19 protein-coding genes are annotated in these 16,476 nt (G+C 73.3%); 13 read left to right on the top strand and 6 right to left on the bottom strand.

Annotation, left to right across the window (positions count from 1 at the left end; genetic code table 11):
• The first annotated feature begins 112 nt into the window (after positions 1-112).
• The 10 genes from RLT57_RS02140 (at position 113) to RLT57_RS02095 (ending at position 7,710) form a co-directional block, all read left to right on the top strand.
• Positions 113-1,084 carry an aldo/keto reductase gene (locus tag RLT57_RS02140; protein ID WP_311295653.1) on the top strand — a complete coding sequence of 324 codons (972 nt, stop codon included), beginning with the start codon at positions 113-115 and terminating at the stop codon, positions 1,082-1,084.
• Between the two features lie 193 nt (positions 1,085-1,277).
• A complete protein-coding gene (locus RLT57_RS02135; RefSeq protein ID WP_311295652.1) occupies positions 1,278-1,466 on the top strand; it encodes a DUF4236 domain-containing protein in 189 nt (62 codons plus the stop codon).
• Between the two features lie 203 nt (positions 1,467-1,669).
• On the top strand, positions 1,670-2,533 hold the full coding sequence (locus RLT57_RS02130; protein WP_311295651.1) for a DUF1206 domain-containing protein: 864 nt from the start codon (positions 1,670-1,672) through the stop codon (positions 2,531-2,533).
• Positions 2,534-2,671: 138 nt separating this feature from the next.
• Positions 2,672-2,947, top strand: coding sequence for a GlsB/YeaQ/YmgE family stress response membrane protein (locus tag RLT57_RS02125; protein ID WP_311295650.1), 276 nt, complete (start codon positions 2,672-2,674; stop codon positions 2,945-2,947).
• A gap of 113 nt (positions 2,948-3,060) precedes the next feature.
• Positions 3,061-4,503, top strand: coding sequence for an NADP-dependent phosphogluconate dehydrogenase (gene gndA, locus RLT57_RS02120; protein ID WP_311295649.1), 1,443 nt, complete (start codon positions 3,061-3,063; stop codon positions 4,501-4,503).
• A gap of 76 nt (positions 4,504-4,579) precedes the next feature.
• Entirely contained in the window at positions 4,580-4,936 is a 357-nt protein-coding gene (locus tag RLT57_RS02115; protein ID WP_311295648.1) for a PRC-barrel domain-containing protein, read from the top strand.
• A 109-nt stretch (positions 4,937-5,045) separates the two neighbouring features.
• Positions 5,046-5,210 carry a hypothetical protein gene (locus tag RLT57_RS02110; protein WP_311295647.1) on the top strand — a complete coding sequence of 55 codons (165 nt, stop codon included), beginning with the start codon at positions 5,046-5,048 and terminating at the stop codon, positions 5,208-5,210.
• 15 nt (positions 5,211-5,225) lie between these two features.
• On the top strand, positions 5,226-5,897 hold the full coding sequence (locus tag RLT57_RS02105; protein WP_311295646.1) for a DedA family protein: 672 nt from the start codon (positions 5,226-5,228) through the stop codon (positions 5,895-5,897).
• A gap of 324 nt (positions 5,898-6,221) precedes the next feature.
• A complete protein-coding gene (locus tag RLT57_RS02100; protein WP_311295645.1) occupies positions 6,222-6,830 on the top strand; it encodes a DUF4232 domain-containing protein in 609 nt (202 codons plus the stop codon).
• A 46-nt stretch (positions 6,831-6,876) separates the two neighbouring features.
• Entirely contained in the window at positions 6,877-7,710 is an 834-nt protein-coding gene (locus tag RLT57_RS02095) for a GH25 family lysozyme (protein WP_311295644.1), read from the top strand.
• A 332-nt stretch (positions 7,711-8,042) separates the two neighbouring features.
• Here the strand turns inward: RLT57_RS02095 and RLT57_RS02090 are convergent, their stop codons facing one another.
• Complete coding sequence (locus RLT57_RS02090) at positions 8,043-8,222, bottom strand: hypothetical protein (protein ID WP_311295643.1); 180 nt, start codon at positions 8,220-8,222, stop codon at positions 8,043-8,045.
• 124 nt (positions 8,223-8,346) lie between these two features.
• Between RLT57_RS02090 and RLT57_RS02085 the strand changes: the two genes are divergently transcribed.
• Complete coding sequence (locus tag RLT57_RS02085; RefSeq protein ID WP_311295642.1) at positions 8,347-8,517, top strand: hydrophobic protein; 171 nt, start codon at positions 8,347-8,349, stop codon at positions 8,515-8,517.
• A gap of 96 nt (positions 8,518-8,613) precedes the next feature.
• Here the strand turns inward: RLT57_RS02085 and sthA are convergent, their stop codons facing one another.
• A complete protein-coding gene (gene sthA / locus RLT57_RS02080) occupies positions 8,614-10,017 on the bottom strand; it encodes a Si-specific NAD(P)(+) transhydrogenase (RefSeq protein ID WP_311295641.1) in 1,404 nt (467 codons plus the stop codon).
• A gap of 127 nt (positions 10,018-10,144) precedes the next feature.
• A complete protein-coding gene (locus RLT57_RS02075) occupies positions 10,145-10,348 on the bottom strand; it encodes a hypothetical protein (protein ID WP_311295640.1) in 204 nt (67 codons plus the stop codon).
• Between the two features lie 162 nt (positions 10,349-10,510).
• Between RLT57_RS02075 and RLT57_RS02070 the strand changes: the two genes are divergently transcribed.
• Positions 10,511-11,512 (top strand): YihY/virulence factor BrkB family protein, encoded by a 1,002-nt coding sequence (locus RLT57_RS02070; RefSeq protein WP_311295639.1) that lies wholly within the window; start codon positions 10,511-10,513, stop codon positions 11,510-11,512.
• A gap of 110 nt (positions 11,513-11,622) precedes the next feature.
• Entirely contained in the window at positions 11,623-12,612 is a 990-nt protein-coding gene (gene corA, locus RLT57_RS02065; RefSeq protein WP_311295638.1) for a magnesium/cobalt transporter CorA, read from the top strand.
• A 51-nt stretch (positions 12,613-12,663) separates the two neighbouring features.
• Here the strand turns inward: corA and RLT57_RS02060 are convergent, their stop codons facing one another.
• The 3 genes from RLT57_RS02060 to RLT57_RS02050 form a co-directional block, all read right to left on the bottom strand.
• Positions 12,664-13,026 carry a hypothetical protein gene (locus RLT57_RS02060; RefSeq protein ID WP_311295637.1) on the bottom strand — a complete coding sequence of 121 codons (363 nt, stop codon included), beginning with the start codon at positions 13,024-13,026 and terminating at the stop codon, positions 12,664-12,666.
• A 242-nt stretch (positions 13,027-13,268) separates the two neighbouring features.
• Entirely contained in the window at positions 13,269-15,629 is a 2,361-nt protein-coding gene (locus RLT57_RS02055; protein WP_311295636.1) for a glycoside hydrolase family 65 protein, read from the bottom strand.
• Complete coding sequence (locus tag RLT57_RS02050) at positions 15,626-16,369, bottom strand: HAD family hydrolase (RefSeq protein WP_311295635.1); 744 nt, start codon at positions 16,367-16,369, stop codon at positions 15,626-15,628. The genes RLT57_RS02055 and RLT57_RS02050 overlap by 4 nt, the downstream gene beginning before the upstream one ends.
• Positions 16,370-16,476 lie beyond the last annotated feature (107 nt).

Raw genomic sequence — 16,476 nt, 5'->3', positions numbered from 1 at the left:
GTGTGCGGCTGCGACAGCCGGTGGGGGAAAGCGGCCGGACCCGGCCCCGTATTCCCATCCGGTGATCACGGTGCGTACGGTGAGATCCTGGTCCACTTCGAGGAGGCACCGCATGCGGTACACGCGTCTGGGATCGACCGGCCTGGAGGTTTCGGCCCTCAGCCTGGGCTGCATGAGTTTCGGGGAGTCCGCTCGCGGCAACCACCGCTGGTCGCTGGACGAGGAGAGCAGCCGCACCGTCATCCGTCAGGCCCTGGAGGCCGGCGTGAACTTCTTCGACACCGCCAACGTCTACTCCGACGGCAGCAGCGAGGAGATCACCGGCCGGGCGCTGCGGGACTTCGCCGCACGCGACGAGGTGGTCATCGCCACCAAGGTGCATGGCCGGATGCGTCCGGGGCCCAACGGCGGCGGACTGTCCCGGCGGGCGATCCTGAGCGAGATCGACCACAGCCTGCGGCGGCTCGGCGTGGAGTACGTGGACCTCTACCAGATCCACCGCTGGGACCCGGACACCCCGCTGGAGGAGACCCTGGAGGCGCTGCACGACGTGGTGAAGGCCGGCAAGGCCCGCTACATCGGCGCCTCCTCGATGCACTCCTGGCAGTTCGCCCAGGCGCTGTACACCGCGGACCTGCACGGCTGGACCCGGTTCGTGTCCATGCAGAACCACTACAACCTCCTCTACCGCGAGGAGGAGCGCGAGATGCTGCCGCTGTGCGCCGACCAGGGCATCGGCGTCATCCCGTGGAGCCCGCTGGCCCGCGGCCGGCTGACCCGTCCGTGGGACGCGGTGACCGCCCGCGCCGAGACCGACGAGTTCGGCGCGACGCTGTACCAGGACAACGACCGGATCGTCGTCGAGCGGGTCGCCGAGATCGCCGCGAACCGCGGTGTCCCGGCCGCCCAGGTCGCCCTGGCCTGGGTGAGCCGCAATCCGGTGGTGACCGCCCCCATCGTCGGCGTCACCAAGCCGGAGCACCTGGTGGACGCGGTGGCCGCGCTCGACCTGGAGCTCGACGAGAAGGAGGTCGAGCGTCTGGAGGAGGCGTACCTGCCGCACTCGGTCGCGGGCTTCCGCTGACCGGGGCGGCGGTGCGGGCCGCTCCCGGTGGCCGCCGCCGGGACGCGCGCACCAGCGGGGTGACAGGCGTACGGGGAACGGGAGTTGCCGGGGCGGGAGCCGGCGGCCGGACCTCCCGTCCCGTGCGCGCGGTACCCGTATGAAGGCGTGGCGCGGGGGCAGACGGCATGGCAGCCGACCAGAGGAGCACACCATGCCCATGACCTTCCGGAAGTCCTTCCACATCCTGCCCGGCGTGCGGCTCAACGTGAACCGCAAGTCGCTGTCGCTGACCCTCGGCCGCAAGGGGGCGCACCGCACCTGGTCCACCACGGGCCGCCGCACCACCTCCGCCGACCTGCCGGGCCCCTTCGGCTACCGGCACACCGACCGCCGCGACTGACCGGACCGGGACGCCGCCCGCTCCCGGCCGCCCGACGCGCCCCCGCGGGCACCAGGACCGGCCCGGTGACCGGGACGCGGGCCGCGCCGCGCGCCGAACGGCCGGCCCGCGGTGGCGTGAACCGCCGGCGGCAGGGCACACGCCCCTCCCGGGCGCCGGCAGCGCCCGCCGCGCTCAAGGGGGAACAGGGGAGGCCGGACGCCATGTCGTCACAGGTGCAGTCCAAGGGACGGCGGGTCGCCGGAGCGGCGGCCCGCCGTTCGCCGCGCGAGGTGCTGTCCTCCGCCGGACGCGCGGGTTTCGTCGCCCGCGGCGTGGTCTACGTCCTGGTCGGCGTCCTCGCGCTGCGCATCGCCTTCGGGGACGGCGCCCAGCAGGCCGACCGGCAGGGCGCGTTGGAGTCCATCGCGGGCCGGCCCTTCGGTACCGCGCTGCTGTGGATCCTGGCGGCGGGCTTCGCCTGCATGACGCTGTGGCGCGCCGCCCAGGCCGTCGTCGGCAGCGACGAGCCCGGCGGTGCCGGCGCCGCCGGGTCCTCGGGACGCGGCACCGGCAAGCGGCTGATGAACGCCGGCCGCTCGGTGTTCTACGCCGTCGTCTGCTGGGGCACCGCCTCCTTCGCGGCCGGCTCCGGCGGCTCCGGCAGCAGCGACCGGAAGTCGAAGGACTGGACCCGGTCGGCGCTCGACCTGCCGGGCGGGCGCTGGCTCGTGGGGCTGGCCGGCTGCGGCCTGGCGGTGGCCGGCGCGCTGATCGCCTACCGGGCGGCCCGCCGCAGGTTCCTCAAGAAGCTGGACACCGCGTCGGCGGGCCGCCGGGTCCGCCGGGTGGTGACCGTCTCCGGCGTCGGCGGCGGCGTCGCCCGCGGCACGGTGTTCGCCGGCGCCGGCGCCTTCGCCCTGGTGGCCGCGGTCCGCTACGACCCGCACCAGGCCAAGGGCGTGGACGACACCCTGCGCAGCTTCGCGCACACCGCGGCCGGACCCTGGCTGCTGGTCGCCGTCGCGGTCGGGCTGGTGCTGTTCGGCCTGTTCTCCTTCGCCTCGGCCCGCTGGCGCCGGGTGTGAGGCGGCCGGCGGACGCGGGGGCGGCGGACGGCGTTATCGGCCCGTCGAAGTGTGACGGCCCGGTCCTGGACCGGTAACAGTCCGGCCGCCGGAGCCCGCCCGCCGCGTAGCGGGCCGGGTGCGGGGCAGACAGCCGCCATGGGAATCGTGAGCTGGATCATCCTCGGCCTGCTGGCCGGAGGCATCGCGAAGATACTGCTGCCCGGCCGTGACCCCGGCGGCACCCTCGGCACCCTGGTCTTCGGCGTCGCGGGAGCGTTCGTCGGCGGGTGGCTGTCGGCCAAGTTCCTCGACCGCCCGGTGCGGCACGACTTCTTCGACGGCGCCACCTGGCTGGCCGCCATCGGCGGCGCGCTGGTGCTGCTGATCCTCTACCGCCTGCTGTTCGGCAACTCACGCGACGCCCGCCGCTGACCCGGTGGGCGCCGCGCCCCGCCGCCCCCGATCGGCCGCCTTTCGGCGGCCGGACCGGGCGGGCGGCGGCAGACTGTCCACCGGACACGACGCGGGGAGACCAGGAGCGACTGATGAGTGAGAAGGCCGACATCGGAGTCACCGGGCTGGCCGTGATGGGCGGCAACCTCGCCCGGAACTTCGCCCGCCACGGGTTCACCGTGGCGCTGCACAACCGCACCAAGGCCAGGACGGACGCCCTGGTGGCGCAGTACGGCGACGAGGGCGCCTTCGTCCCCACCGCCACCGCGGAGGAGTTCGTCGCGGCCCTGGAACGGCCCCGGCGGCTGCTGGTCATGGTGAAGGCCGGCGAGCCCACCGACGCGGTGATCGCCGAGTTCGCCCCGCTGCTGGAGCCCGGCGACGTCATCATCGACGGCGGCAACGCCCACTTCGAGGACACCCGGCGCCGCGAGCGGGCGCTGCGCGAGCAGGGCATCCACTTCGTCGGCACCGGTGTCTCCGGCGGCGAGGAGGGCGCGCTCAACGGCCCGTCCATCATGCCCGGCGGCTCCGCCGAGTCCTACGCCTCGCTCGGCCCGATGCTGGAGCGGATCGCCGCCAAGGCCGCGGACGGCAGACCCTGCACCACCCACATCGGCCCCGACGGCGCCGGCCACTTCGTCAAGATGGTGCACAACGGCATCGAGTACGCCGACATGCAGCTGATCGCCGAGGCGTACCACCTGCTGCGGGCCGTCGCCGGCTACACCCCCCGGCAGATCGCCGACACCTTCCGCACCTGGAACGAGGGCCGGTTGGAGTCGTACCTGATCGAGATCACCGCCGAGGTGCTCGCCCACACCGACGCCGCCACCGGCAGGCCCTTCGTGGACGTCGTCGCCGACCAGGCCGAGCAGAAGGGCACCGGGCGCTGGACCGTGCAGATCGCGCTCGACCTCGGCGTCCCGGTCTCCGGCATCGCCGAGGCGGTCTTCGCCCGTGCGCTGTCCGGCCACGCCGACCTGCGCGCCGCCTCCCGCCACCTGACCGGGCCCAGCGGCACCGCGCTCGACGAGAAGGCGGCCGGCGTCTTCGCCGACCAGGTCGAGCAGGCGCTGTACGCGTCCAAGATCGTCTCCTACACCCAGGGCTTCCACCAGCTCCAGGCCGGCAGCGACGAGTACGGCTGGGACATCGACCTCGGCGCCGTCGCGTCCATCTGGCGCGGCGGCTGCATCATCCGGGCCGCGTTCCTGGACCGGATCACCGCCGCCTACGACGGCCGCCCGGACCTGCCCAGCCTGCTGTCCGACGAGCGGTTCGCCGACGAGATCGGCGCCGCCCAGGACGACTGGCGGGAGGTGGTCGCCGCGGCCGTCCGCCACGGCGTCCCGGTCCCCGGCTTCTCGGCCGCGCTCGCCTACTACGACGCGCTGCGCGCCGAGCGGCTGCCCGCCGCCCTCACCCAGGGCCAGCGGGACTTCTTCGGCGCCCACACCTACCGGCGCACCGACCGGGACGGCGCCTTCCACACCCGGTGGGGCGGTGACCGCGGCGAGACCGCCGCGGGTTGACCTGCGTGCCACGTCCCGGGCGGGGCAGACGCCTTGACGAAGGGACACCGACCCAGCCACCACAGGAGGACCGGCAATGATCGAACCCGCGGATCTCCGCGAGTGGCGCGACCACGACGTGGTCGACGAGGAAAGCCACAAGATCGGTGTGCTGGAGGCGGTCTACGTCGACACCGTGACGGACGAGCCGTCGATGGCGACGGTCCGCATCGGCCTGCCCACGCGGCACCGGCTGGTGTTCGTACCGGTGTCCGACGTGATCGCAGGACCGGGCTATCTGAAGGTCCCGTACGGCAGGGCGCTGGTGAAGTCGGCCCCCTCGATCGGAACGGACGACGTCCTCCCGGCCGAGGACGAGGAGGCGATCTTCCAGCACTACGGCCTGCCGTACAAGCCCGGGGCGGACGGGGCACGCCGGCTCGCCCGCCGCTGAACCGCCGCGCCGCGGGGGAGACCCCGCGGCGCCCGGCGGTCGCCCGCCACACCACCCCACCGCGCCGGTCCGCGAAGCCGCCACGGGCCCCGGAAGGAGACCGCACCCCATGAGTCTGTTCCTGTTCCTCGTCCTCGCCGCGATCGTGCTCGGCCTGATCGGCGCGGTCGCCGGCGGTCTCGGCTACCTGCTGGTCATCGGCGTCGTCGTCCTGGCCGCCGACCTCGTCTACGGATTCTTCCGGCTGCGCCGCAGGCCGCGCGTCGTGCGCTGAGGCACGCTGGCACCCATGCACTCCATCACCGACTGGCTGTCGAGGGCCTCGGGACCCGCGGTCTACGCCGTCGTCTTCGCGCTCGTCTTCTGCGAGGACGCGCTCTTCTTCGGTTTCGTGCTGCCCGGCGAGACCGCCGCGGTCCTCGGCGGGGTGGTGGCCGGGCAGCACAAGGTCTCCGTCGTGTGGATGGCGGTCCTGGTGGTGCTGGCGGCGGTGACCGGCGACTCGGTGGGCTACGAGGTCGGCCGCCGCTTCGGCACCCGCATCCTGGACACCAAGGCGCTGCGCGGCCACCGCGACCGGACCGACCGCGCCCAGGAGCTGATCCGCAGACGCGGCCCCGCCGCGGTCTTCCTCGGCCGCTTCATCGCCTTCTTCCGCGCCCTGATGCCGGCGCTGGCCGGCATCAGCCGGATGCCGTACCGGGTCTTCCTGCTCTTCAACGCGCTCGGCGGCCTCGTCTGGGGCACCGGCTTCGTCCTGGTCGGCTACTTCGCCGGCGCCGCCTACCAGAAGGTCGAGCGCACCGCGGGCACCGCGGTGGCGGTGGTCGTCGCGGTGGCCGTGGTCGCCGCCGCCGTCGTCTGGCACCTGCGGCGCAGGCGGCGCGAGCGCGGCGGGGAGGAGCACACCGGACCGGACGGCGAGGCCGGACCGTCCCGCGAGGAGAAGGCCCGCCGCTGAACGCGGACCGGGCGGAGGCCGTGCGGGCCGTCGCGGGCGGAGCCGCCCGCGAGGCGCCGGGGCCCGCGGGACGGGTAGCGCGGGACGGGTAGCGCGGGACGGGTACAGCCGTTTGACACTCCCCCGTCGGAGTGAACGACGGTTTATCGCCCACATGGCGGATTGCGCCGATACGGCAACAATCGCGACCGCGAAGGTTCGAGGCGCCCGTCCGCGGAGCACCCGAACAGTATGGGACCTACGCCAGAGCAGGTAACGACACCCCCGGCACCCGGACCTCTCGGTCCGGTACGCCGCCGCCACCTCATACCGCTCGCCGCGGGCGTGCTGACCGTACTGGCCCTCGGCGCCGTCGGCTGCGGCACCGGCGCCGCCGGCGACACCTCCGCCAACACCCCCGCCGCGCCCGTCAGTACGGCCGCGCCGACGACGGCCGCCGCCGGCCCGGCGCCGAGCGCCACCTCCGCGCCGCCGGCCGCCGCCACCACCCCCGCCACCAGCGGCGCACCGTCCTCCGCTGGTCCCCGGGCGGCGGCCGGCAGCCGGTGCACCGTCGCCGGCCTGCGGATGCGGCTCGGCCGCGGCGACCCGGGCGCCGGCAACATCTACTACCCGGTGGACTTCACCAACACCACCAAGCGGTCCTGCACCTTGAACGGCTTCCCCGGCGTGTCCCTGATCCGGGGCGACGGCAGCGTCATAGGCAGGCCCGCCGACCGGTCGGGCGCCGCCGCCATACCGGTCCGCGTCCCGGCCGGACAGACCGTGGAGGCCGATCTGCACACCCTCAACAGGGGTATAAAGGGCGACAGTTGCTGGGCCAAACCCGCTTTCCTCAAGGTGTACCCGCCCGGGTCCACCGAGTCCCTGACATTGGCCACCAGTGGTCCGCTCGTCTGCGGTGACACCTTCGACGTCAGCGCCGTGCACTGAACCACCCACCGGTCGGCCACGCGCCCGCCGCACCCAAGGACTGCCCATGACCGTCAACGGAATCGACGTCGCCTCCTACCAGAACACGACCTACGCCACCGCCGGACTGAGCTTCGTGATCGTGAAGGCCACCGAGGGCGCCGGTTACGTCAACGCCAAGCACGCCGCCCAGATCGCCACCGGCCGCTCCCACGGCCTGGTCGTGGGCCACTACCACTACGCCAAGGCCGGCCCGGTCGCCGCCCAGGTCGCGTACTTCCTGAAGCACGCCGCCCCGAAGGCCGGCGACCTCCTGGCGCTGGACTGGGAGGACGCCGACGTGTCGGCCGCCGACAAGGACGCCTGGATCAAGCAGGCCCAGGCCGCCGCCCCCGGCCACCGGGTCCTGCTCTACTGCAACCGCGACTTCTGGCTGCACCGCGACACCACCTCGTTCGCGGGCGACGGCCTGTGGATCGCCGACCCCGGCGGCGCGGCCGGGCAGCCGCGGGTCGAACACGCCTGGACCATCCACCAGTACAGCGACAGCGGCGGCATCGACCACGACGTGGCGAACTTCACCAGCAAGGCGGCCCTCCAGGCGTGGGCCCGCAAAGGCAGCCCCGCCCCGGCCTACGAGCCGTTCCCCGGCGCCGACTGGTTCACCGCCGGCCGCCGCTCCCCGGTGGTCGCCGCCATGCACGCCCGGCTGGTCGCGGTCGGCTGCGACCACTACACCAGCAGCGCGAACAAGGACGTCATCGGGTCCGGGGACGTGGCCTCGTACGAGGCGTGGCAGCGCAAGTACAACACCGACCACCACAAGGGCTGGAGCGGCGCGGCGCTGGAGTGGCCGCCGGGGAAGGAGACGTGGGACGCGTTGAAGGTGCCCAACACGTGACGTGACGCGGGCGCCGACGGCACCGGCTGCGCCGGCCGGGCCGCCGCGCCGCCGCCGCCGGACTGGGGGTCAACGGCCGGCCCGAACGCCTCGACCCGCCGCGCACTGTTCGGCGGGACGCCGGCGCGCCCCTCAACGCTGACCGCGACGCGCACCCCTCCGGCCGGCCCGACCGGCAGCTCCACGGCTGCGCCCGCGCCGAGGAGGCGGGCCTTCCGGTGGGGCGGATCGTCACCTCCCGGACCGCCGACCGGCTGCCGGAGCGGACCAGGGCCCCGGCCCGGACCCGCCGGGCGCCGCCCGGCCGTGAGGCGGCAGCGGCGGCCCCTGCCTCAGGCCTCGGGCGCGGTCGTCGTGGAGCGCGGCGCCCCCGTCCGTACCGCCGGACGGCTCTCGCCGTCCTCGCCGGCCGAGGGCTGCTCGCGGTGCGGGCCGCCCTCGCCGGGCAGGCCCGGCGCCTCGACGAGAGGCGGCAGATCGCGTATCAGGTGCAGGGCTCTGTAGTCGGTCATGGTGTGCGCCTACCCCCATGCCGGGATTCATCCGGACCGGCGCGAAGATGACGGCAATCGTCCGCGTGTTCGTGTGCATGCTGCTTTCACCAGGGGGCAAGCGGCGCTCAGGAGGTTGACAACCATGGGTCCCCTGCTTCTCGTCCTACTGCTCGCCCTGATTCTCTTCGGCGCCGGATTCGCCCTCAATGTCCTCTGGTGGGTGGCGGTCGTCGTCCTCGTCGTCTGGCTGCTCGGCTTCGTCGTCCGCGGCACCGGCACCGGTGGCTCCCGCGGTCGGTGGTACCGCTGGTAACCCCCCTGCGGGCATCCTTGACCGCCGCGGGCCCGACCGGACATCCGGCCGGGCCCGCGGCCTGTCCGCCGGGCCGTACAGCCCGGCGGCCGGCCGTCAGCCGTCCATCCGGTCGATCTGGCGGATCTTGTTGGTGACGTCCAGGGCGGCGACCTTGTACGACTCGGCGAGCGTCGGGTAGTTGAAGACGGCGTCGACGAGGTAGTCGACGGTGCCGCCGCAGCCCATGACCGCGTGGCCGATGTGGATGAGCTCGGTGGCGCCGGTGCCGAAGCAGTGGACGCCGAGGAGCTTGCGGTCGGTGGGGGAGACCAGCAGTTTGAGCATGCCGTGCGCGTCGCCGATGATCTGGCCGCGGGCGAGTTCGCGGTAGCGGGAGACACCGACCTCGAAGGGGATCAGGCCGTCGGTCAGCTGGTCCTCGGTGCGGCCGATGAAGCTGATCTCGGGGATGGTGTAGATGCCGATCGGCTGCACGTCCTGGAGCGCGTGCACCGGCTCGCCGAAGGCGTGGTAGGCCGCGCAGCGGCCCTGCTCCATGGAGGTGGCGGCCAGCGCGGGGAAGCCTATGACGTCACCGACGGCGTAGATGTGCGGCACCGCGGTGCGGTATTCGCCGTCCACCGCTATCCGGCCGCGCTTGTCCGCGCTCAGACCGGCCCGGTCCAGGCCGAGACCCTCGGTGAGCCCCTGCCGCCCGGCGGAGTACATCACCGCGTCCGCGGCGATCTTCTTGCCGCTGGCCAGCACGGTGAGGGTGCCCCTGGCGTGCCGCTCGACGGCGGCGACGGTCTCGCCGAAGCGGAAGGTCACCGCCAGGTCCCGCAGATGGTACTTGAGCGCCTCCACGACCTCCCCGTCGCAGAAGTCCAGCATGCCGTCGCGCTGTTCGACCACCGTGACCTTGCTGCCCAGGGCCGCGAACATCGACGCGTACTCCATGCCGATCACCCCGGCGCCCACGATCACCATCGACCGCGGCACCCGTTCCAGGTTCAGCACGCTGTCGGAGTCCATCACCGTGACGTCGTCGAACTCCACGCTGGCCGGCCGGGCCGGGCGGGTGCCGGTGGCGATCACGATGTGGTCGGCCGTCACCAGCCGGTCGCGCCCGGCGGCGTCCCGCACCGCGACCGTGTGGTCGTCGACGAACCGCCCGACGCCGGGCAGCATCGCCACCTGGTTCCTGGCGAGCTGACTGCGGATCACGTCGACCTCGCGGGTGACCACGTGCTGGGTGCGCGCGGTCAGGTCGGCGATGGTGATGTCCTCCTTCAGCCGGTAGCTCTGGCCGTACAGATCGCGCTGGTTGAGCCCGGTGAGGTAGAGCACCGCCTCGCGCAGCGTCTTGGAGGGGATGGTCCCGGTGTGCAGCGAGACGCCGCCGAGCCGGTCGGGCACATCCACGACCGCCGACCGCCGCCCGAGTTTCGCCGCCGCGATGGCGGCCTTCTGGCCGCCGGGACCTGAACCGATGACAAGCATGTCGAAGTCGGGCACATCCATGAGTGTGGCACCCGGCCGAACCCGCCCGGAAGGGCGGGCTTGAAGCCGTTACGGGCTTGGTGCCCGGCCCGCGCGGTCCGGCCCGCGACCGGCCGCGGCGGTTCGGCTCACCCGCCGGAGGTCAACTCGCCGTCAGCGCGTGGACCAGCAGCACGACGGCTATGATCACCACCGCGCCGAGGATCAGCAGCGCCCCCGTGCGCGCGCCCCCGGGCTCGGCCGCGGGCTGCTGCACCGGCTGCGGCGTGGGGCCCCAGCCGGGGCCCGACGCCCGGTTCCACCGGGGTTCGGGCGTCGGCAGGGAAGGGTCGGTCGTCTCGGACATCGCGCATCCTCCTGGGCCGGGGCGGATCGGTCCTGCCGGTCCGCCTTCCCACCCGGCGCGCCGGGCGGTCGGCGGACACCGCCATGGAACCGCCGGTCCGGGGCATAGACGTGTAGAGACAGGGCCATGGAACCGTGGCCGTACCAGTGGGAGGGTGCAGGGGTGGCTACTGGGGAGAGCTCGGTGTCCCGGACCGGGCGCGGACACCGGCCGGACGGCCGGCCGCAGGGCGACCCGGCACGGAAGCCGGAACACCGGCGTGGCCGGGCCGTGCGCGCCGCCGCCGGCCTGCTCCGTTTCCTGCGCACCCTGTTCCACACCCTGGCCGCCGCCTGGGACAAGGACGCCACCGAGCGCGCCGCGGCCCTCACGTACTACGCCGTGCTGGCGATATTCCCCGCGCTGCTGATGACCGTCTCGCTGCTCGGACTGACCGGCGGGGAGGACGACGGCAGCCTGTCCGCGGGCGTCACCACGCTGCTGCCCGCCGAGTCGCGCCCGGTGGTGGCCCAGGCGCTGCTGGACATGGCGCGCGACAGGTCGGCCAGCCTGTCGTTGTCGGTGATCGGCGGGGCGGGCGCCATATGGTCGGCGTGCGCCTACGCCAGCGTGTTCCGGCGGGGGCTGCACATCATGCACGGAGTTACCGACCGCCGCCCCGCCTGGCGTACCGTGCCCCGGGTCGTCATCACCTCGGTGACCCTGCTGGTGCTGCTGGTGTGCAGCGCGCTGTGCCTGGTGGTGACCGGGGTGCTGGCCCGCAGGACCGGCACACTGCTGAACATGAACGGGGCCACCCTCGCCGCCTGGCGCGGCCTGCGCTGGCCGCTGCTGCTGGTGGTGGCCTCGGCGCTGGTCCTGGTGCTGTTCCGGTCCGGGCCGCGCGGCAGCAGGTCGCTGCGGGCGCTGGCGCCGGGCGGCGCCCTCGCGGTGGGGCTGTGGCTGGCCACCTCCGCGGGCTTCGCCGCGTACACCTCGCACCTGGGCACGTACAACCGGCTCTACGGGCCGCTGGCCGGGACGGTGGTGTTCCTGGTCTGGCTGTGGTTCTCCAACCTGGCCCTGCTGGTCGGCGCCCACTTCAACGTCGAGCACTCCCGGGCGCTGGCCGCCAGGGCCAGGCCCGCGCCCGAACCCGCCCCCGCCGACGTCCAGGGCGGCTGACCGGCCGCACCTCCCGGTGACCGGCCCGGTTCCGGCCCGGCTCCGGTCGGCGGTGGTACGACCTGGTACGACCTGGTAGGCCCGCACGACGACGCGGAAAGGATGTGCACGTGATCGTGGACTGCGCCATCTACCGGGACGGCCGGCGCGCGGAGACCCCGGGTGACCTCTCCGAGGCGCTGGCGGAGTGCCGCACCTCCGGCGACGACTCCTTCATCTGGGTCGGCATGAGCGAGCCGGACGCCGAGGAGTTCGACCTGCTGGCGTCGGAGTTCGGGCTGCACCCGCTGGCCGTCGAGGACGCCCTGAAGGCGCATCAGCGACCCAAGATGGAGGGCTACCAGGGGGCGCTGTTCACCGTCGTCCGGCCGCTGGCCTACGACGACGGCCAGGCCCGGGTGCACTCCAGCGAGCTGATGGTCTTCATCGGCGAGTCCTTCGTGGTGACGGTCCGGCACGGCGAGGCACGCACCGGCGCCCAGGTGCGCGCCCGGCTGGAGAAGGAGCCCGACGTGCTGCGGCGCGGGCCGGTCGCGGTGCTCTACGCGGTCTGCGACGCGGTGGTGGACGACTACCTGGACATCGCCGCCGAACTCCAGGTCGACCTGGAGGAGCTGGAGGAGCAGGTCTTCGCCCCGTCCGGCGGCGGCGAGGCCACCCGGGTGGCCGGCGTCATCTACTCCTTCAAGCGCCAGGTGCTGGAGTTCCGCCGGGCCACCGGGCCGCTGAGCGAGCCGATGGCCCGGCTGGTGTCCGGCACCGCGCCCTACGTCCCCCGGGAGACCCGGCCGTTCTTCCGGGACGTGGCCGACCACCTGGCCCGCGCCAACGAGGCGGGGGAGGGCCTGGACCGGCTGCTGTCCGACATCCTCGCCGCGCACCTCACCCAGGTCGGCGTCCGGCAGAACGACGACATGCGCAAGATCTCGGCGTGGGCGGCCATGATCGCGGTGCCGACGCTGATCGCCGGGATCTACGGCATGAACTTCGACCACATGCCGGAACTGCACCAGATCTGGGGCTATCCGGCGGTGCTGGCCCTGATGGTGGCGCTCGTGGCCTACCTGTACTTCCAGTTCAAACGGCGCGGCTGGCTCTGACCGGCCGCCGCCCGCCGCCGCGCGCCAGCGGCCCGCGGCGGCGGCCGCCGGTCAGCCGCAGGGGAGTGCGCCCGGATCGAGGATGACCTGCTTGTTGATCTCGCCGTCGAAGCGGAAGGTGTTCACCGCGGTGCCCTGGCAGGTGTAGTGCACGATGCCGAAGCCGTAGGCCACCGCGGTGATGTTGCCGCCGGCGCCGACCTTCTCGATCACCGCGTACCCGGGCTGGCTGACCCCGTTGCAGGTCTTGCTCGCGTACAGGTTCAGCTGGCCGTAGACGAAGTCGTAGTCGGTGTAGTACTGGCAGGCGCCGGGCAGGTCCGTGGTGCTCGCGACGGCGGAGGTCGCACCGGGGACCAGGAGGGCGGCCAGGGCCGCGGCGCTCGGGGCGGCGATCAGGCGGAGCTTTCTCACCGGTCGTTGTCCCTTCGGGAGGAGGAGGTTCGTGACGAGAGGGAGCAACAGCCGTACGGCAGGGTGGCGGGGTCACCGCGCGCACCGATCGTAGGGTCGACGACACACGCCCGCAATAATGCGAGCAGAAGCAAGAAATTTACGTTGCGGGGACCGCAAAGAGCTGTGTTTTCTGGTGCGGCAGGGGTACGCGGGGCCCGGGACCGGTCCCGGGCCCCGCGGGGCGGTGGTGGCGCCGACGGTCAGGCCGGGTGGTGGCGGCGGCGCGGCGCCCGGCCGGCCGGCTGGGACGGCTCCGGGCGGTGCGCGTAGGCCGGCACCTCACGGACCACCGGCCGCTCGGCGGTCAGCGTGAAGGGCTGCTCGTAGTGCAGCACCTCCAGTGGCTCGCCCTCCGCCAGGGTGTACGTCGCCGACGAGCGGGTGAACTCCACCCGCAGCCGCCGGCCCCGGAACAGCAGCCGGAAGGCGATCCGGCTGAGCGCGTCCGGCAGCCGGGGCGCGAACCGGATCGAGTGGCCGTCGAACAGCCGCATCCCGCCGAGCCCGGCCACCAGCGCCGTCCAGGTGCCGGCCAGCGCCGCGATGTGCAGCCCGTCCCTGGCGTTGTTCTCCAGGTCCTCCAGGTCCATCATCGCCGACTCGCCCAGGTAGTCGTGGGCGAGCTGGAGATGGCCGACCTCCGCGGCGATCACCGACTGGCAGTACGCCGACAGCGAGGAGTCCCGCACCGTCAGCGGCTCGTAGTAGGCGAAGTTTCGGGCCTTCTCGGCGTCGGTGAAGGCGTCGCCCCGCAGGTACATCGCCAGCACCAGGTCGGCCTGCTTGACCACCTGCTTGCGGTAGAGGTCGAAGTACGGGTAGTTCAGCAGCAGCGGGTAGTGGTCGACGTCGGTGCCGGCGAAGTCCCACACCTGGTGCCGGGTGAAGCCCGCCGACTGCTCGTGCACCCCGAGGTCCGCGTTGTACGGCACGGTCATCGCCGCCGCCGCGTCCCGCCAGGCCGCCGTCTCCTCGGCGGCCACGCCGAGTTCCGCCGCGTGCCGCGGGTGCCGCTCGGCCGCGTCGGCGGCGGCCACCAGGTTGGCCTGCGCCATCAGGTTCGTGTACACGTTGTCGTCGGCGACCGCGCTGTACTCGTCGGGGCCGGTCACCCCGTCGATGTGGAACGCCCCGGCGTGGTCGTGGTGGCCCAGCGAGCGCCACAGCCGGGCGGTCTCCACCAGGATCTCCAGACCGGTCTCCTTCTCGAAGGCGTCGTCGCCGGTCGCCGCCACGTACCGGACCACCGCGTCGGCGATGTCGGCGTTGACGTGGAAGGCCGCGGTGCCGGCCGGCCAGTAGCTGGACGCCTCGTCGCCGTTGATCGTCCGCCACGGGAACGTCGCCCCGGACAGCCCCAGCTGCGCGGCCCGCTCGCGCGCCGACGGCAGGGTGTTGTACCGCCAGCGCAGCACCTCCGAGGCGGCCCGCGGTGAGGTGAAGGTCAGCAGCGGCAGGACGAACGTCTCAGCGTCCCAGAAGGTGTGGCCGTCGTAGCCGGAGCCGGTCAGCCCCTTCGCCGGGATCGCCCGCTCCTCGGCCCGTGCACCGGTCTGCAGCACGTGGAACAGCGCGAACCGGACCGCCTGCTGGATCTCGGTGTCGCCGTCCACCTCGACGTCGGCGCGTTCCCAGAAGTCGTCGAGGTACCCGCGCTGCTGGTCCAGCAGCCCCTGCCAGCCGGTGTCGAGCGCGCCCACCAGCGCGGCGTCCGCCTGGTCGCGCAGCGCGGGCAGCGAACGGGTCGCCGACCAGCCGTAGGCGACGAACTTCTCCATCGTCAGCTTCTGGCCCGGGTCCAGTACCGCGGTCACCGTCAGCCGGCTCACGTCGTCACCGGACTCCGCGGAGATCCTGGTGGTGGGTTCGGGCCCGGTCACCCGGTGGTCGGCGGCCGCCGCCACCCGCAGCCTGCTGCGGACGGTGGAGTGCACCAGCCGCAGCCGGGTGCCGGCCGCGGAGTGCTCCTCCGAGCGCAGCGGCGACTCCAGCGCCGCGGCCACCCGGGGATCGCCCGCCACCCGCGGGATCTCCTCGTTGGCGATCAGCTCCGACTGGACCACCACCCGCACCTGCTCCTCCAGCGGCTCCACCTCGTAGGAGATCGCCGCCACCGCGCGCTGCTGGAAGGAGATCATCCGGGTGGACCGCACCCGCACCGCGCGCCCGGCCGGCGAGACCCACTCGCACACCCGGCGCAGCACCCCGGCCCGCAGGTCCAGCTCCCGCTCGTGCAAGCGGATCGTGCCGTACCGCAGGTCGAACGGCTCGTCGTCCACCAGCAGCCGGATCAGCTTGCCGTTGGTGACGTTGATGACGGTCTGCCCGGACTCCGGATAGCCGTAGCCGGCCTCGGCGTACGGCAGCGGGTGCAGCTCGTGCAGACCGTTGAGGTACGAGCCCGGCAGCCCGTTCGGCTCGCCCTCGTCGAGGTTGCCGCGCCAGCCGATGTGCCCGTTGGACAGCGCGAACACCGACTCGCTCTGCGGCAGCACGTCGAAGTTCAGCTCGCTCTCGCGCAGCGCCCACGGTGCCACGTCGTACGCGGGATGGCTGATCACACGGTCCTCCCCAGCAGCTCGGCCAGATCGGTGACCACCGTGTCCGCGCCGTGCCGGCGCAGCTCCTCGGCCTGGCCCACCCGGTCCACGCCCACCACGTACCCGAACCGGCCCTCGCGGCCGGCGTCCATGCCGACCAGCGCGTCCTCGAAGACCGCCGCCTCGTCCGCCTCGGCGCCGAGCCGGCGGGCCGCCTCCAGGAAGGTGTCCGGTTTGGGCTTGCCGCGCAGGCCCAGCTCGATGGCGGTGTTCCCGTCGACCCGTACGTCCATCAGATGCTCGATTCCGGCCGAGACCAGCACGTCCCGGCAGTTGGCGCTGGAGGAGACCACCGCGGTCCGCAGACCCGCCGACCGTACCGCCTCCACATAGCGCACCGAGCCCGGGTAGGGCCGCACGCCGACCTCGCGGATCTTCCGGAGCACCAGCACGTTCTTGCGGTTGCCCAGGCCGTGCACGGTCGCCCGGTCCGGCGGGTCGTCGTCGTCGCCCTCGGGCAGCTCGATGCCGCGGGAGTCCAGGAAACTGCGCACCCCCTCGGCGCGCGGGCGGCCGTCCACGTAGGTGTCGTAGTCCGCGGTCGCGTCGAAGGGCCGGAAATCCCCGCCGTCGCGCTGCCGGAGGAACCCGTCGAACATCTCCTTCCAGGCCGCGGCGTGGATCAGCGCGGTCGGTGTGAGCACACCGTCGAGGTCGAAAAGGCACACGCGGACGCCGCGGGGCAGGCCGATCTTCGTCATGAGCCTGCTTGTGCCCCGTTCGCCGGGCCCGCATGCGAGCCCGCGGCGAAGACCCCCCGACTCGCCGAATCGTTACTTCCCCGCCACCGGGCCGCAGCCACCAGGCC

Source organism: Streptomyces sp. ITFR-21, assembly GCF_031844685.1.
Lineage (GTDB): Bacteria > Actinomycetota > Actinomycetes > Streptomycetales > Streptomycetaceae > Actinacidiphila.
Note: the sequence above shows the minus strand (reverse complement) of the source record. Positions and strands in the feature narration are given on the sequence as shown.

Excerpts from the sequence above, each read along its gene's own strand:
- RLT57_RS02140 (WP_311295653.1), top strand. The coding sequence starts at position 113 with ATGCGGTACACGCGTCTGGGATCGACCGGCCTGGAGGTTTCGGCCCTC.
- RLT57_RS02135 (WP_311295652.1), top strand. The coding sequence starts at position 1,278 with ATGCCCATGACCTTCCGGAAGTCCTTCCACATCCTGCCCGGCGTGCGG.
- RLT57_RS02130 (WP_311295651.1), top strand. The coding sequence starts at position 1,670 with ATGTCGTCACAGGTGCAGTCCAAGGGACGGCGGGTCGCCGGAGCGGCG.
- RLT57_RS02125 (WP_311295650.1), top strand. The coding sequence starts at position 2,672 with ATGGGAATCGTGAGCTGGATCATCCTCGGCCTGCTGGCCGGAGGCATC.
- gndA (WP_311295649.1), top strand. The coding sequence starts at position 3,061 with ATGAGTGAGAAGGCCGACATCGGAGTCACCGGGCTGGCCGTGATGGGC.
- RLT57_RS02115 (WP_311295648.1), top strand. The coding sequence starts at position 4,580 with ATGATCGAACCCGCGGATCTCCGCGAGTGGCGCGACCACGACGTGGTC.
- RLT57_RS02110 (WP_311295647.1), top strand. The coding sequence starts at position 5,046 with ATGAGTCTGTTCCTGTTCCTCGTCCTCGCCGCGATCGTGCTCGGCCTG.
- RLT57_RS02105 (WP_311295646.1), top strand. The coding sequence starts at position 5,226 with ATGCACTCCATCACCGACTGGCTGTCGAGGGCCTCGGGACCCGCGGTC.
- RLT57_RS02095 (WP_311295644.1), top strand. The coding sequence starts at position 6,877 with ATGACCGTCAACGGAATCGACGTCGCCTCCTACCAGAACACGACCTAC.
- RLT57_RS02090 (WP_311295643.1), bottom strand. The coding sequence starts at position 8,222 with ATGACCGACTACAGAGCCCTGCACCTGATACGCGATCTGCCGCCTCTC.
- RLT57_RS02085 (WP_311295642.1), top strand. The coding sequence starts at position 8,347 with ATGGGTCCCCTGCTTCTCGTCCTACTGCTCGCCCTGATTCTCTTCGGC.
- RLT57_RS02075 (WP_311295640.1), bottom strand. The coding sequence starts at position 10,348 with ATGTCCGAGACGACCGACCCTTCCCTGCCGACGCCCGAACCCCGGTGG.
- RLT57_RS02050 (WP_311295635.1), bottom strand. The coding sequence starts at position 16,369 with ATGACGAAGATCGGCCTGCCCCGCGGCGTCCGCGTGTGCCTTTTCGAC.